Here is a 15,538-nt window from a genome sequence, read left to right as displayed (position 1 = left end):
ACAGGGAACAGGGAACAGGGAACAGGGAACAGGGAACAGGGAACAGGGAACAGGGAACAGGGAACAGGGAACAGGGAACAGGGAACAGGGAACAGGGAACAGGGAACAGGGAACAGGGAACAGGGAACAGGGAACAACTTTAATTATCCCCACCTACTTGTTTTTTTTACGTTCCCTGTTCGTAGTAAGCACTTTAGTGCTTATTAATAAAGTAAAGTATTAAGGCACTAAAGTGCCTACTACAAACAACGACTAACTCAACTCCCAATCTAGGCAAAATTCTCCCGGACGCCCCCAGGGATAGACGGCACAGTTAATCCCATCACTGCCATGATAATACTGACAAACCTTACAGGGTTGAGACTGTTCTAATTTTTCCCGTAAACTACTCCACTTTTCCTCAACCATTAAGCGGTAATGATTGGCTCGTAGGTGATAAGGTTCAATTGTTAACGCCTTTTCAAAAGCTGTCAACGCCTTTTCATAGAGTTTAATAATTTGGGAACCATACTCAGTCCAAGGTTGGACACGGCATTCATAAAGTTGAATAATCTTGAAAATAAGAATACCATAATCTGTCCAGGTATCAGCCGAAGCCATTTGCGGTTCTTTTTTTGTATCCAGTAACACTCGTTTCAGGGTATCTAGCAATTCTCTCGGTTGCCAAGGTTTACCGACATAAGCCTCAGCGTGTTTAATACCGTAGGAAAGGGCTAAACGCTGTCCTTTTCCAGTTAAAAGAACCACGGGAATATTTTGGGTGTGGGGATTTGCCTTGATTAGGCGACAAACTCTGTAGCCATCAATCCGGGGAATCAACAGATCCAATAGCACTAAATCGGGAGAATTGCTCTGAATTTTTTGGAGTGCTTCTACACCATCACGGGCTTGAATGACATTCCACCCACTCCACGTTAACTGCTGAGAAACGCATTCCCGCTGGCTGAGAGAATCTTCGACAACTAAAACAGTATTCATTGAGAACAACCTGCTGACTGGAGGGAAGCTTTCGTGCGACTAGCGCAGATTAGATTAAGTGTACCCATTTCTTCCAGGTTTCTTATCACCCCTGATAGAATTGCCGTTTCAGCAGGCGATCGCACGATTTTATGGTATACTTTTCATCACAGACAAAACATCATGATTTGTAGGGGCGGGTTTTACCGTTACCTGTTACCAAAAACCCCTCAATTCAATAAACCCGCCCTGACCACAACCATTAACTTATGTTAGGTTACAAGTGTCTCTAATCTCGCTAGAATCTCATCCATTAACTCAGAGGGCGCTTTTTCCAGAAAAACCGCTTTTCTCGCGCTACAGTCAACGGCTCTAATCTGATCGACTAATACAACGCCATAAGTCTGCATCTGAGCGGGCAGTTCCACTTCAAAGGGCCATCCCTTTTTCCGGCTCGTAATCGGACAAGCCAGCACAATCTTAGACATTCGGTTATAGGTTAATGGTGAAATGATAATGGCTGGACGATAGCCTGCCTGCTCACTCCCAGTACGGGGATTCAGTTCCAATTGGATGATATCACCACGTTTTGGGACGCGCCCATCGATCTTTACCAACGTTCTTCTCCCATCGGCTCCCCCCAATCCACCGAATCATGCTGCATATCCGGGGTTACATCTTTCATCAGTTTATCAAGGGTATACCTGGGTTTTGCCGGAGACAGAATGATCTTATTTCCCTCAGTTGAAATGGTAACTAAGTCTCCTTGTTTTAATCCCATCTGCTGAATCAGGGTTTGCGGGAGCCTGAGTCCAAGAGAGTTACCCCACAGGCTGATTTTTTGGGTGATCATAATTGAGAATTACAATCCGATGTTTATACATTGAGTATACTACTGCTCTTTGGTCTACCGGAGGGCATTACCAATCCCAATCTGTTCCATCTTCCAGACGTTCCACCGGAGGAGTCTATACATCGCTACCCTCTCTGCTCACCAACCGAGAGCGATCGCGTAAAATGTTAAAGACCGTTTGTTATACCAGCTAGGATGGCTCAAGACTGGGTAAAACAGAAGACTAGGACAAGTAAAGAGCTACAATCCATAACCTATTATGGGATTCTGGGGGTACACCCTAGCGCATCTGCTCTAGATATCCGTCGTGCCTATCGGGAACTGAGTAAACGTTACCATCCCGATACTACCGACTTACCAAAGGAAACGGCAAAGACGAAGTTCCAACAGCTTAATGAAGCCTACGCGACTCTGAGTAGTCCAGAACGGCGAATCCTGTATGATCAAACTATTCGCTATTCTCGTGTCAACGTCATTCAACCTCCACCCGGATTGAACCGTCCCGTTGTGCGATCGCGCGTTGATCATTCATCCTCGGCTTACCTTGACCCCACAGACCGTCCTCTCTCCGCTGGCGAGTTATTTGCCCTATTTATTTTGGGGATAACTTTCGTGGGATGCTTAGTACTGGCAATTGTGATTGGCTTAACCCGAGGAGACAATGCCTTTCAAGTGTCTGGGATATCTCTATCGAGTCGAGTCACCACGCCACCCCTAACTCAACTACAGCGAATCCCTCGATATCCCCCTTCTAACCAACTTTTCTCCCCATCTAATCCACCGTCAATCCCTGTTGTTGTTCCATCCCTCAATCTATGAAAACTTCTATGGTACTTCCTTCATCTGACACTCCCCTCTATAACCATCCCCTTCCTGAAATCGAAAATTGGCTCCGTTCTCAAGGATGTCAACAAGATAGCAACGAACTCAATTGCTGGCGCGTGGAACGACCAAATTGGCAAGCCGAACTCTGTCTGGAAGTTGAGGAATTAGCCGTGCGTTACATTAATGCGGCGGAAGGGCAACGGGACATTATGCGTTCTTTCAAGTATTCCCTCAGTCGCGAAGACGTAGAAGCAGCGGTTTTCTCTGGTCCTTAAAATTCTCAATTCTCAGAGTTAATTTTTGAATGATTAACTGACAATTCAGACGCGCCATTGCACGCCCGTAACAGTCAAAACTCAAAACTTAAATCTCAAACCTTACCAAATCGCCGATCTCGTTTCTGATAAGCAATTAAAGCTTGATGAAACGCTTCGCGGTCAAAATCGGGCCAAAAAGCGTCGGTAATATAAAATTCAGCATAAGCCATTTGCCAGAGGAGAAAATTGGACAAACGCATCTCTCCACTGGTGCGGATTAGCAAATCAGGATCACCGATATTGGCAGTATAAAGATGGCGAGAAAACAGTGCTTCGTCAATATCCTCCGGTTGAAGCTGACCGTGTTGAACCTGAGTCGCAATTGTCCGACAAGCGTGTAAAATCTCTTCCCGTCCACCGTAATTAGTCGCCACGGTAAATTGAATCCCGGTATTATTTTGCGTTTGGATCATCGACCGTTCGATTTGATTTTGCAGGGATTGGGGTAGCGCGGTTAAATTACCCACAAACTGAATGCGTACATTCTCCTCCATCATCTCTTTGAGTTCTCGAATTAACACCCGCTCAAACAGCGTCATCAAAAACTCAACTTCTTCGATAGGACGTCCCCAATTTTCGGTAGAAAAGGCATAAGCAGTCAGGGCTTGAATACCCCAATCATCACAACAGCGCAACAACTGTTTTAATGTGTCTACGCCTCGGCGATGACCCATAATCCGAGGAATACCTCGGCGTTTTGCCCAACGACCATTGCCATCCATAATCACCGCTACATGTTTGGGTAGGCGTTCCTGGTCGAGATCGCTTGGTAATTCTTTTAGTATCGTTTGCATAATAGTTGTATAATAATAGTCATTTCTTTTTTCGAGAAGTCGATGACGGCAGACGCAGCAAACGCGAAATGAGTAGCCGTCCCTGAGACTTAACTTGGCGACCTAAACTGCGTAAACCGGGGGCAACTGCCTCACGGTCAACAGCCGTTGAAAATCGAGCCTCTAACAGTTCTTTGAGTTTACTACTGGTTAAGGGTCGGTTTAGTCCGCCGCGTTCTGCCAATGAGATAGAACCCGTTTCTTCGGATACAACAATACAAAGGCAATTTTCGACTCGCTCAGTAATTCCCATAGCGGCTCGATGGCGTGTGCCAAGTTGTCGTGAAGCCGTTCGCTCTGACAGGGGTAAAATCACACCCGCTGCGGCGACGCGAGATCCCCGAATTAATACTGCCCCATCATGGAGTAACGTCGTCGTCTGGAAGATGGTTTGCAGCAGTTCTTTAGACAGTTCAGCATTTAACTGTACCCCTGGTACAGAAAAATCTCGCTCGTCAATGGTGCCATTGGTCTCCATAATTATCAATGCGCCAATCCGATTTTGGGATAATTCTTTAACCGCATCGACAATTTCATCTGTAACGCTATCTGCTTTAGGGATAGGGCGGCGTTGGGATTGAAACAACTGCCGAATTTCTCCCCGCCCGACTTGTTCGAGAAAACGGCGAAATTCTGACTGAAAGATTACAGCCATCGCCACAGCCGAACCAACCACCAATTTTTCTAACACAAAACTCAACAGGGTCAATCCTAGTCGATTACTGACCGCTGCCGCTAGCATCAAGACGATTAGCCCCCGAACCATCCACAAGGTACGACGCTCCCCGATAATGAGGAGAACCATATAGGTGAGGGCTAGAACCAATCCGACATCAACGCTGTCCAGCAATAAGGATTGAACCCAGCCAGAGTCAGGAAAAGAACCCGACGACGACGCAGGCATTGAACTTAATTAAACGTTTAGCAACTGAGAGCTTGACTCTGGCTTGATTGTAACGAGATTAGGCGGGGAGTTGTCATTTGTCATTCGTCCTTTGTCATTCGTCCTTGGTTATTTGCTCCCCCAGCTTCCCCCGCTCCCCCCGCTCCCAGACGCGCCATGGCGCGTCTCTACATTGCTCCTTCATCCCAAATTCTGGGATACAAGTCGTTTCGGTAAATGATCAAACTGGATCAAGTCTTGATAGGTTTCTCGCTGCACAATTAATTCAGCTTTTCCATCCTTAACTAACACCGCTGCAGGTCGAGGTACACGATTATAGTTAGACGCCATGCTGTAATTGTATGCCCCAGTTCCCATAATCACGAGCAGATCCCCAGGTTGGGTTTCGGGTAATTGGGCATCTTTGAGTAAAATATCCCCGGATTCGCAATGTTTACCCGCAATCGTGACGGTTTCAGTTATCGGTGCTGACATACGATTGGCAACGACTGGACGATAGACTGATTGATAAGTAATCGGACGTGGATTATCAGACATTCCCCCATCAACCGCCAGATAGGTTCGCGTTTGCGGGATCTCCTTACGGCTGCCGATGGTATACGCCGTCACACAAGCGGGTCCAATAATCGATCGCCCGGGTTCGGATAATAACCTCGGTAAGGGTAACTGCTGCTGGTTACAAGCATTAACCACGGCTTCACAAACCCCCTTAACCCAGGCATCAATCGTGGGGGGATCATCGTCTTCGGTATAGCGAATTCCCAAACCGCCGCCGACATTCAGTTCTTGAATGGATAGATTGAACTGAGCGGCTTTCTGGAGATAATCGACCAAAACCGCTCCCAAGTCTTTGTGGGGTTGACGCTCAAAAATCTGTGACCCAATGTGAGCGTGTAACCCAATACAGTCGAGAATAGGGTTTTGACTAATGAAGGCAAAAACGTTATCTAGAGTGTGGGGATCAAAACCAAACTTGCTATCCAGGTGTCCTGTGCGGATGTAGTCATGGGTGTGACACTCGATCCCTGGAGTGATCCGAATCATGATCCGCACCTGGGTATCCGGAGAGGTTTTTTGTGCCAAATCTGCCAGAGTTTCTAACTCCAACTGATTATCCACAACAATCGTGCAATGGCTTTCAATCGCAAGCTGGAGTTCAGCGATAGACTTGTTATTGCCGTGGAAATACAGCTTATCGGCTTGTACCCCAGCTTCTAATGCCGTGTAGAGTTCGCCTCCGGATACGACATCAACACCCAAACCTTCCGATGCCGCGATCGCACAAATCGCTAAACAATTCCAGGCTTTTGAAGCATACAGCACTAGGGTATCACCGGGATAATAACGGGCAAAGGCATCCCGATACTGGCGGCAAGCCGTTCTTACCGTGACCTCATCTAGAATATAAAGGGGAGAGCCAAATTCCTCGATTAAACCCTTGACATCACAACCGCCAATTTCTAGACAGTCTTGGCTGTTAACGGTGGCGGTAAGCGGCAACAGTTCCTGATTGGGAGAACGACTATCGGGATGAGAGTTCGCTGAAAGATATCGCTGTCCAGAGTTTTGCACCTGAGTCGAATCAGTCAATAGCATAATGTCGTTATCATCCTTGAGATGGATATGGGCAGGTACACCAAAAGCGTCCGTTATTTAGTGTACAATTGACTGCTGTGAGTGTCTTAGAGATAAAGCCGCTAACCACAGCACAACTCAATGCGGCTGTGGATCTGGATCAAATATGTTTTGGTGGGCTGTGGACGCGATCGGGCTACGAACGCGAGTTAAATAGCCCGAATAGTCAATTACTGGTTTTAGAAGCACACAACAGCTTGGAGCAGCGCCCATGGGGTTGCCATTCAGCCGTTGTTATGCCAAACAATTCCCTGGGGGAAGATTTACCCACGCATCCCCCTTTACCGAATGGCTTAGTGGGTTTAGGTTGTTACTGGTCAATTCTGGAGGAAGCGCATATTACGATTTTGGCGGTGCATCCAAACTACCAACATCAGGGACTGGGGCAATTTTTACTGTATGCCTTACTCAATGACGCTAAACAACGTCAGTTGGAGTGGGCAACCTTAGAGGTTAAACCCTCAAATCACGCCGCCTTGTCTCTCTACCAAAAGTTTGATTTTATTCCAGCCGGACGACGCCGAGGATATTACCAAGATACGGGTGAAGATGCCCTAATTCTGTGGCGAAAGGGGTTACAACAGCCGGAATTTGAGCAAATCCTGCAAGAGCGCTATAAGCAAATCGTCTCCCGCTTAACCCGTCAGGGTTGGCAACTATTTAGTTATCTGTGATTTGTGATTTGTGATTTGTCATTCGTCATTTGTCATTGGTACAGTCGGGGCGGGTTTATTTACATCTGGGTGCAACCAAAAAGATAGTAGTGAAACCCGCCCCTACATAATCTTCGCCAGTTTCCCCAGCTTCCCCAGCTCCCCCAGCTCCCCCAGCTTCCCCAGCTCCCCCAGCTCCCCCATCTCCCCCAAAAAAATAGACGGGTTGTTGTATAGGAGACAGCCTGAGAAGTCTCCTATGCTAGAATCAGCGTACACGGGCACGCAACAGGTGATGGAAATACGCCATGTTTGAACGCTTTACAGAAAAAGCCATTAAGGTGATCATGCTAGCCCAGGAAGAGGCACGTCGCCTGGGGCATAACTTTGTCGGCACGGAGCAAATCCTTCTGGGTTTGATCGGGGAGGGAACTGGCGTCGCCGCCAAAGTTCTCAAGTCGATGGGTGTCAATCTTAAAGATGCCCGGATTGAAGTTGAGAAAATCATTGGTAGAGGTTCCGGCTTTGTCGCTGTGGAAATTCCCTTTACCCCTAGGGCAAAACGAGTCTTAGAATTATCACTCGAAGAAGCCCGCCAACTGGGTCATAACTATATCGGAACTGAGCATTTACTGCTGGGTTTGATCCGGGAAGGCGAAGGGGTGGCGGCACGAGTTTTGGAAAATTTGGGTGTAGACCTGACCAAGGTGAGAACTCAAGTCATCCGGATGCTGGGCGAGACGGCAGAAGTCACCAGTGGCGCATCTTCGGGTCGCACGAAAACACCAACCTTAGATGAATTTGGTAGCAATCTTACCCAAATGGCGGGTGAAGGTAAACTTGATCCGGTAGTGGGACGCGCTAAGGAAATTGAGCGCGTTATCCAAATTTTGGGACGCCGCACCAAAAATAACCCTGTATTGATTGGGGAACCTGGGGTGGGAAAAACCGCGATCGCAGAAGGATTGGCGCAGCGAATTGCTAATAACGATATCCCAGATATCTTAGAAGAAAAGCGCGTCGTTACCTTGGACATCGGGCTACTGGTGGCGGGGACGAAGTATCGGGGTGAGTTTGAAGAACGCCTCAAGAAAATCATGGATGAGATCCGTCAAGCTGCCAATGTAATTTTGGTGATTGATGAGGTTCATACCCTGATTGGTGCAGGTGCAGCTGAAGGGGCGATTGATGCCGCAAATATCCTGAAACCCGCTTTAGCTAGGGGCGAACTCCAATGTATCGGGGCGACAACCCTGGATGAGTATCGTAAACATATTGAACGGGATGCGGCATTAGAACGGCGCTTCCAACCCGTAATGGTAGGTGAACCGTCCGTTGAAGAGACGATTGAGATTTTATACGGGTTGCGCGAACGCTATGAACAGCATCACAAGCTGAAAATTTTAGATGAAGCTCTGGATGCAGCGGCAAAACTGTCCGATCGCTATATTTCGGATCGCTATTTACCCGATAAAGCGATTGACTTGATTGATGAAGCTGGTAGCCGGGTGCGTTTAATAAACTCCCAACTTCCGCCAGCGGCGAAGGAATTAGATAAGGAACTGCGACAAGTCCTTAAGGAAAAAGACGACGCCGTGCGATCGCAAGACTTTGACCGGGCGGGTGAACTGCGCGATCGGGAAATGGAAATTAAAGGCGAAATTCGTGCGATCGCTCAAAATAAAAAGGCGGAAACGGGAACCGATGATTCGCCGGTCGTCGATGAGGAAGATATCGCCCATATTGTCGCATCCTGGACGGGGGTACCGGTTAGTAAACTGACTGAATCCGAGTCCGAGAAGCTGCTGCACATGGAAGACACACTGCATCAGCGCCTTATCGGTCAGGAAGATGCAGTGAAAGCGGTATCACGGGCGATTCGACGGGCAAGGGTTGGTTTGAAGAACCCCAACCGTCCCATCGCCAGTTTTGTCTTCTCTGGTCCTACCGGGGTTGGTAAAACTGAGTTAGCTAAATCCTTGGCGGCTTATTTCTTCGGGTCAGAAGAAGCGATGATTCGCTTGGATATGTCCGAGTACATGGAACGCCATACCGTCAGCAAATTGATTGGTTCGCCTCCAGGCTACGTCGGTTATAACGAAGGCGGTCAGCTAACCGAAGCGGTACGTCGTCGTCCTTACACGGTGGTGCTATTCGATGAAATCGAAAAAGCCCATCCCGATGTCTTTAACATGCTGCTGCAAATCTTGGAAGACGGACGTCTCACGGATGCTAAAGGGCGGACAGTAGACTTTAAGAATACCCTATTAATCATGACCTCTAATATTGGGTCTAAGGTGATTGAAAAAGGTGGCGGCGGTTTAGGTTTCGAGTTAAGCGACAATGAAGCTGAATCCCAATACAACCGCATCCGTTCTTTGGTCAACGAGGAACTCAAGCAGTACTTCCGTCCCGAATTCCTCAACCGTTTGGATGAGATTATCGTCTTCCGTCAGCTAACCAAAGACGAGATCAAGGAAATCTGCGACATCCTACTGCGGGAAGTCTTCAAGCGTCTCACGGAAAAGGGAATTGCCTTGGAAGTCACCGATCGCTTCAAAGAACGTTTGGTGGAAGAAGGGTACAGTCCATCTTACGGCGCAAGACCCCTACGTCGGGCAATCATGCGCTTGTTAGAAGACGTATTAGCAGAAGAAATCCTTTCGACTCGCCTGCAAGAAGGAGACAGTGCGATCGTTGATGTGGATGAAGAGGGCAAAGTGAAAGTGATTCCTGGAGAACCCGGGGAACAACGGGAACTTTTACCTCAAGGTGCTGAATAATCCACTTGATTCATAATTTCCATTTGGCGGTAGAGAAGGTTAGCCTTTTCTACCGTTTTTTTGTCATTGGTCATTTGTTGATGGTCATTGGTCATTGGTCATTGGTCATTGGTCATTGGTCATTTGTGATAATTGAACGGTGAGGTCGGGGCGGGTTTAGTTATATCAGGGTGCAAAGCTTCCCGTTAGTGGTGAAACCCGCCCCTACAATTCCTTCATATCCCTCATATCCCTCATCTCCCCCTGCTTCCCCAGCTCCCTAACCCCACCACAACACTTATTCAGCAGACCCTACTAAATATGCGTCTACCTGATGATTCAGAAACACCATTCCAGATTAATATTGTGCCGATGATTGATGCAATATTCGTAATCTTGGCATTTTTTATCATTTCAACCCTTTATTTAACCCGATCTGAAGGATTACCAGTTAATTTACCCACAGCGATAACCGCCGAGAGTCAGGTACAAGACCGAATAATTACAGTCACGATTCAGGCAAATGGAGCGATTTTTCTTAACCAGGAACCGATTGAATTATCACGACTTGAAGCCGGGATAGAGTCATTAGTGACGGCAGATTCTCCATTCTTGGTGATTGTTAATGCTGATGAAAATGTCCCTCATGGTCGAGTTGTTAGGGTTATGGATCGCTTACGGTTAGTCGAAGGAATTCGTTTAGCGATCGCGACGCAGTAGAGGCAATGAGATAAGCAGTTCAGCATTTAAACCTTAATGTCTATAATAACGAAATCCTTGTAGTGCGAGCATCTTGCTCGCTACTAATACCCAATTTAACCATCAATCTATTCCACAATTTTAGCTGTGTCAGTCCAGTAAGTGGATGGACACAATTAAAGCTAGTAGGGTGGGCATTGCCCACCAGCATACCAGTCAGTAACATTCCTCTTATAGCACTTTCTAACACGGTGTAGTACAGTAACGATGAGACAGTGCTTTTCTACTCTTGGAAATGGTGTATCACATCGAGTCTGAAAACGCTGTAAACGGATGACAGCATATTGTTTATTCTTCAAGTTGAGACGTCGCGTCAGAAACTTGGGAAGCTGCATCCGACTGAAGTACGGGGGATGAAGTTCTCCCGCTCTTTCACTGTGAACTCGCGCCAGAGCCTGATTTAAGCCGAGCCTTACGACTTGCCAAGCTATCTTGTTGGCGTTGACTGGCATTTGATGTAGGTGCAGACATACCCGGTTGAGATGTAGACTCATCAATCTCTTCTAACGTCAAGTTAATCTTGGCGCGTACTGGTGTTCCATCCGGCAGAAACATCGTCAGATTGTAATCCAGCTTGGTAACAAAGCAGCGAATATACTTTTGAGACCCCCAGGTAAACACATAGGTTGGTGGGCGTTTCTCTCGACCTGCTCCTGATTCGGCAAAATCAACCGCTTTTTGAAATGATTTGATGTGTTTTAGGACATTTTTCCCTTGCTCGTAGGTATCAAAAATCAGGTCATTGATGGTGAGAATTACGGGTTCAGGATAGGCAAAATTGACTTTTGGTAATCCCCTCCCTGTCCTAGCTCCACTACTTTTAGTTAGATTAATTTGCTGATTGAACGCCAACTGATTGGGATTAAACATAAATTCAATGGTTCCGCCGCCATCAGTTGAAATCAGTTGCGCTTTGACCAGTTGTGACATGACCAGAGTCCTCTAACGGCGTTTTATGCAATCCTCAATTAATTTTTAAATCCTCAACCTTCAGAACTCTCCACCAAGGTGAATAGTAGCCGTTATACACCGAATAAATACCTGTGTGGGTGTATCTTTCCTATCCATATCTCACCCAGCCTCCAGAATTCAATCGTTTTACTTTTCTTTACAGTTTAAGCTAGATTGAGCTAAAAAATGCTAAATAACAATCATAGCCCACAACTGGGTAAACTTCTCAAATCAACAGCGGTACAACTAAACATTTTTTAATATTTAATTTATAATTCGTAAAGATATTTACGGCAAATTTTCGACCCTAATCTAATAAAATAGCTAAGGTTAGCCTCTCTCATTACGCTTATCCGTACAGCCCAATCACGGACTTCTATGATCGTTGCTGTTGCCCTAACCCTGGCATATATCTTATCTGAGGGAAATTCCCAGATTGGCAGAACGCTATTTCTTTTAGCCCGATGGGTCTATACTGCTTTAGATAAGCAACGGTTGCTCTATAAGAACTTAACTGAGCTACGGCGTCATCGCGGGTTGCGACAAAAGGGAATGACTCCTGTACGAACAGGCTCTGACATGCTATCACTGAAAGATATTATTCAGAAGTTGGCTAGATCCAGCAGCATTCCGGAATGGATTAGGGATTTTGGCACATCCAGCGTTGTCTGCTTGTGTACTTGGTTCCTTTCAATTGGCACAGAAAACCTCCTCTGTCAACCCCTTATAGAATTTGACAGTCTCAGGTTTTTTTCTGTTCGCTGATTTAAGTCTTAAATGGAGGAATATAACTCATGCCATTAGATTATTTTGCACCAGGAGTCTACGTTGAAGAGGTAGACCGAGGCAGTCGCCCGATTGAGGGCATTAGTATGAGTGTCGCCGGGTTCATTGGTTTTACCGAGGATATACGCGGTGACGCCGAATTATTCAAACCCATGCTGATTACCACTTGGGATCAGTATTTGCAGTCCTTTGCCAAAGAAGGGTCTGATGGGTTCACGGACTTCGACGCCTATTTACCCTTTGCGGTTCAAGGGTGGTTCCTCAATGGTGGGGGTCGCTGTTGGGTGACCAGTATTGGTACAAAACTACCTGGTGCTGAACCGCCGCCAATCGAGCAGACGGGGACTAAGATTTTAACCGCCGGAAATCGCCCCTCTTTACAATTCACGCTTAAACCAGCGGAATCTGAATCAGAAGAAGGGGGAGCTTTAGCGCTACCTGGTGGCGATGAACCCCGACTGCGGGTGGTGATTAAAGAAAGTACACCGAAACCCTTACCGGAAGACGCACCAGATGATGCCGAACCCCCCTACAACACAGGTGAATTTTTTGACCTGATTGTGGCACGGGGCGAAGAGGAATTGGAACGGTATGACCACCTGACAATGAATCCGGAAGCGGAAACCCAGGTGGCTGATTATGTAGTTACCGCCGTTGAAGATTCGGAATTTATCCAGGCTGTTGACATTTCCCAAAGCGGACAACCCTTGTCACGGCGACCCATGCAGGGAGCGTATGAGATTACGCCGCCACCCTACATTTCTCCCCCAGAAAACTTTGCCCGGGATTTACAAGGACAACGGGATGACCGCACCGGGACGCAGGGGATTTTTGAAATTGATGAAGTCGCCATGATTGCTTGTCCTGACTTGATGAAGGTGTATCAAGAAGGATTGATGAACTTAGAACAAGTTCACGGTGTCATGGAAATGATGCTGAGTATGTGCGAGAATTCCTTCCCTGGTCCCGCCTACCGGATGGCGGTTCTCGACCCACCTCCGGTTAAGCCGACGAAAGGAGATACCCCGGTTTCGGCTGACCAGCAGAAGCCGCAAGATATCGCCGCTTGGTTAAAACTGTTTAACCGCCGTTCCATGTTTGGCGCTCTCTACTATCCTTGGATTAAAGTGGCGAATCCTCGCAATGGTGGACGCCCGATGTATGTCCCCCCCTGTGGTCACATGATGGGGATTTGGTGTCGCACGGATGAAACACGCGGCGTGTTCAAAGCACCAGCGAACGAAACACCGCGCGGTGTAACAGGTTTAGCCTATGACACCAATATGCGGGAACAGGAACTGTTGAACCCGATGGGGATTAACTGTATCCGCAATTTCGCCAATTACAACCGAGGCTATAAAGTTTGGGGGGCTCGCACGTTGGTAGAACCGGATAACGTGCAATGGCGTTATATCAGTGTCCGCCGCTTACTCAGCTACATTGAGAAATCCATTGAAATTGGGACACAGTGGGTGGTATTCGAGCCAAATGACCAAATTCTATGGGCGCGGGTACGCCGCACGGTTAGCAATTTCCTAGAACGGCTGTGGCGTGAAGGAGCATTGTTTGGGTCTTCGCCGGGGGAATCGTTCTACGTTAAGTGTGATGCGGAAATCAATACCCATGAGACGATTATGTTGGGTCGTCTTTATGTAGAAGTCGGCGTTTGTCCAGTTCGTCCGGCTGAATTTGTGATCTTCCGGATTAGTCAGTGGGCACCGAATCAATAGGTGACAACCTGAACTCCCTACCCAAGCAATCGTCTTAGGTAGGGATTAAAACGCCATTTAGGGGCGACCCGTTTGGATTAATGGACAACTCTAGAAACAGGGCGGGTTTAGTCACATCGAGGTGCAACCGAAAAGATAGTAGTAAAACCCGCCCCTACATCGGGTCGCCCTGAATTCAGGTAAAGTAAACAACTGTAACGGAAACGGGTGGAGAAACCTACAATCAAAAGGGAAGGGAACTCGGATTTCATCGAACGCTTAACAGCAACTCACAGACCTTGACATTTTGTAATCGCTCTGAGCGAAGATTCATGCTATAACAGAAGTCTCTAACTGTTAAAATGTCTGATTATGGCTTGATAGTTTTGTCAATTTGTTAAGTTCTGTATCGGAAACGCATCAAAACAAAACGTTGACAAGTGACTGTAAGGAGATAAAAATATGGCTGACCTACAAACACCCCTTGCCCCGAGTAGTTTTTCCATAGATCTTGATGGCACGGGTGTCCTCTCGCTTCAAAGTGTGAAAGTGCCTGAGTACAAACCGAAACTAGCAGGTGAAGCTGCCGTAGTTGGTTCCGGAAAAGACGGAAAATCAGAGCGGCAGATTAACTCGGCTGGCTTCGAGGAAGTCGTCACTTTTGATTTAGTATGCCTCTCTAGCCCAAGTCCCACCAGCGCTAGTGTAGCCATGTGGAAATGGTTCAAAGCTTGTTTGCCTCCCACCGACGGTGGTGAGGGCAAATGGGCGGATAGCAAAAAAACAGGAAGCATCTTTGCTTACAATAATGCCAATGATATTGTAGCCCAATGGGACTTCAAAGAAGCGTGGCCCTCGAAAATGAGCATTGCTGAATTAGATGTCAACGGCAAAGAGTATCTGAAAGAAACCTGGACGATAGTGTGCGAAAATTGCACCCGCGTCGGGGACGAGTGATGTAAAACATCTGGGATATTTGACTATCAGCAGCAATCTAATTAACTGAATGATCTGGGAGTTGAACCATGGCGGATATTGAATATAACACTAACGCAGCTTTCTACTTTGATTGTGATGGCATGGAGTTGGTCATCGAAAAATGTACAATTCCTCCAATTGAAATGAAAGTGGCGGCAGGAAGCGGAGCAATTGGTTGTGGAAGAGGGGGAAAAACCCAAACTCAAGCAACTCCGGGCGCGGTCGAGTATGGCTCAGGTCTGAAACTTGAATACGTAGCCGGTAATGAAGCGGATCAAAAGAAAGTAACCGATTGGTATAAGAAATGCCACCCCACTTCGTTCTCCGGCGGTGCTACTGAGTCGAGGAAAAATCGTAAAACGGCTTCACTCTTCATTTATGATATGAATGACAATATTGGGGCGCAGTATGATTTCATTGATTGCTTCCCCAGCACTCTTAACCAAACCAGCCAATTAGATGTTGGTAAGCCGGGAGAACTAGCGAAAGATACGATGGAGATTCGGTTCACAAAAATGGTACGGGCAGACGTGTAATGTGAGTATTGTCTCCATTCGTAATCTAGTTTTTTGATCAACTGCCTTGGTGTTTCTTAAGAAAACACCGGGCAGTGTTT

General features: G+C 47.0%; 16 protein-coding genes. 9 read left to right on the top strand and 7 right to left on the bottom strand.

The window, feature by feature from the left end:
- Nucleotides 1-252: 252 nt before the first annotated feature.
- The 3 genes from RIC07_RS36090 to RIC07_RS36080 all read right to left on the bottom strand — a co-directional run bounded on the left by RIC07_RS36090 (nt 253) and on the right by RIC07_RS36080 (nt 1,810).
- Complete coding sequence (locus RIC07_RS36090) at nt 253-978, bottom strand: response regulator (protein ID WP_446398705.1); 726 nt, start codon at nt 976-978, stop codon at nt 253-255.
- Between the two features lie 251 nt (nt 979-1,229).
- The gene (locus RIC07_RS36085) at nt 1,230-1,574 is read right to left on the bottom strand and encodes a type II toxin-antitoxin system PemK/MazF family toxin (RefSeq protein ID WP_446398704.1); all 345 of its coding nucleotides are present in this window, start codon (nt 1,572-1,574) and stop codon (nt 1,230-1,232) included.
- Nucleotides 1,568-1,810: an AbrB/MazE/SpoVT family DNA-binding domain-containing protein gene (locus RIC07_RS36080; RefSeq protein WP_446398703.1), complete on the bottom strand. Its 243-nt coding sequence runs from the start codon at nt 1,808-1,810 to the stop codon at nt 1,568-1,570. The genes RIC07_RS36085 and RIC07_RS36080 overlap by 7 nt, the downstream gene beginning before the upstream one ends.
- A 195-nt stretch (nt 1,811-2,005) precedes the next feature.
- Between RIC07_RS36080 and RIC07_RS36075 the strand changes: the two genes are divergently transcribed.
- On the top strand, nt 2,006-2,629 hold the full coding sequence (locus tag RIC07_RS36075) for a J domain-containing protein (protein WP_446398702.1): 624 nt from the start codon (nt 2,006-2,008) through the stop codon (nt 2,627-2,629).
- 8 nt (nt 2,630-2,637) lie between these two features.
- Complete coding sequence (locus RIC07_RS36070) at nt 2,638-2,910, top strand: DUF3143 domain-containing protein (protein ID WP_446381359.1); 273 nt, start codon at nt 2,638-2,640, stop codon at nt 2,908-2,910.
- Between the two features lie 95 nt (nt 2,911-3,005).
- On the opposite strand, the gene RIC07_RS36065 is transcribed toward RIC07_RS36070, so the two are convergent.
- The 3 genes from RIC07_RS36065 to lysA all read right to left on the bottom strand — a co-directional run bounded on the left by RIC07_RS36065 (nt 3,006) and on the right by lysA (nt 6,285).
- A complete protein-coding gene (locus tag RIC07_RS36065; RefSeq protein WP_446398701.1) occupies nt 3,006-3,746 on the bottom strand; it encodes an isoprenyl transferase in 741 nt (246 codons plus the stop codon).
- Nucleotides 3,747-3,765: 19 nt separating this feature from the next.
- Nucleotides 3,766-4,689 (bottom strand): diadenylate cyclase CdaA, encoded by a 924-nt coding sequence (gene cdaA, locus RIC07_RS36060; protein ID WP_446398700.1) that lies wholly within the window; start codon nt 4,687-4,689, stop codon nt 3,766-3,768.
- A gap of 180 nt (nt 4,690-4,869) precedes the next feature.
- A complete protein-coding gene (gene lysA, locus RIC07_RS36055) occupies nt 4,870-6,285 on the bottom strand; it encodes a diaminopimelate decarboxylase (RefSeq protein WP_446398699.1) in 1,416 nt (471 codons plus the stop codon).
- 77 nt (nt 6,286-6,362) lie between these two features.
- On the opposite strand from lysA, the gene rimI reads away from it, so the two are divergent.
- From rimI to RIC07_RS36040, 3 genes are all read left to right on the top strand, one after another.
- Nucleotides 6,363-6,998 carry a ribosomal protein S18-alanine N-acetyltransferase gene (gene rimI, locus RIC07_RS36050; RefSeq protein ID WP_446398698.1) on the top strand — a complete coding sequence of 212 codons (636 nt, stop codon included), beginning with the start codon at nt 6,363-6,365 and terminating at the stop codon, nt 6,996-6,998.
- Between the two features lie 287 nt (nt 6,999-7,285).
- A complete protein-coding gene (locus tag RIC07_RS36045; protein WP_446381330.1) occupies nt 7,286-9,760 on the top strand; it encodes an ATP-dependent Clp protease ATP-binding subunit in 2,475 nt (824 codons plus the stop codon).
- A 300-nt stretch (nt 9,761-10,060) separates the two neighbouring features.
- Nucleotides 10,061-10,459 (top strand): ExbD/TolR family protein, encoded by a 399-nt coding sequence (locus tag RIC07_RS36040; protein WP_446398697.1) that lies wholly within the window; start codon nt 10,061-10,063, stop codon nt 10,457-10,459.
- Nucleotides 10,460-10,870: 411 nt separating this feature from the next.
- Here RIC07_RS36040 and RIC07_RS36035 read toward each other — a convergent pair whose 3' ends face one another.
- Nucleotides 10,871-11,428, bottom strand: coding sequence for a CIS tube protein (locus tag RIC07_RS36035; RefSeq protein WP_446398696.1), 558 nt, complete (start codon nt 11,426-11,428; stop codon nt 10,871-10,873).
- 399 nt (nt 11,429-11,827) lie between these two features.
- On the opposite strand from RIC07_RS36035, the gene RIC07_RS36030 reads away from it, so the two are divergent.
- The 4 genes from RIC07_RS36030 (at nt 11,828) to RIC07_RS36015 (ending at nt 15,458) form a co-directional block, all read left to right on the top strand.
- On the top strand, nt 11,828-12,214 hold the full coding sequence (locus tag RIC07_RS36030) for a hypothetical protein (protein ID WP_446398695.1): 387 nt from the start codon (nt 11,828-11,830) through the stop codon (nt 12,212-12,214).
- A gap of 29 nt (nt 12,215-12,243) precedes the next feature.
- Complete coding sequence (locus RIC07_RS36025) at nt 12,244-13,965, top strand: phage tail sheath family protein (protein ID WP_446398694.1); 1,722 nt, start codon at nt 12,244-12,246, stop codon at nt 13,963-13,965.
- A 441-nt stretch (nt 13,966-14,406) separates the two neighbouring features.
- Nucleotides 14,407-14,901 carry a phage tail protein gene (locus RIC07_RS36020; RefSeq protein ID WP_446398693.1) on the top strand — a complete coding sequence of 165 codons (495 nt, stop codon included), beginning with the start codon at nt 14,407-14,409 and terminating at the stop codon, nt 14,899-14,901.
- A 68-nt stretch (nt 14,902-14,969) separates the two neighbouring features.
- On the top strand, nt 14,970-15,458 hold the full coding sequence (locus tag RIC07_RS36015) for a phage tail protein (protein ID WP_446398692.1): 489 nt from the start codon (nt 14,970-14,972) through the stop codon (nt 15,456-15,458).
- The last annotated feature ends 80 nt before the right edge of the window (nt 15,459-15,538 follow it).

The sequence above is a fragment of the Coleofasciculus sp. E1-EBD-02 genome, from assembly GCF_040218245.1.
GTDB lineage: Bacteria > Cyanobacteriota > Cyanobacteriia > Cyanobacteriales > Coleofasciculaceae > Coleofasciculus.
This window is presented reverse-complemented; position numbering and strand designations above follow the sequence as displayed.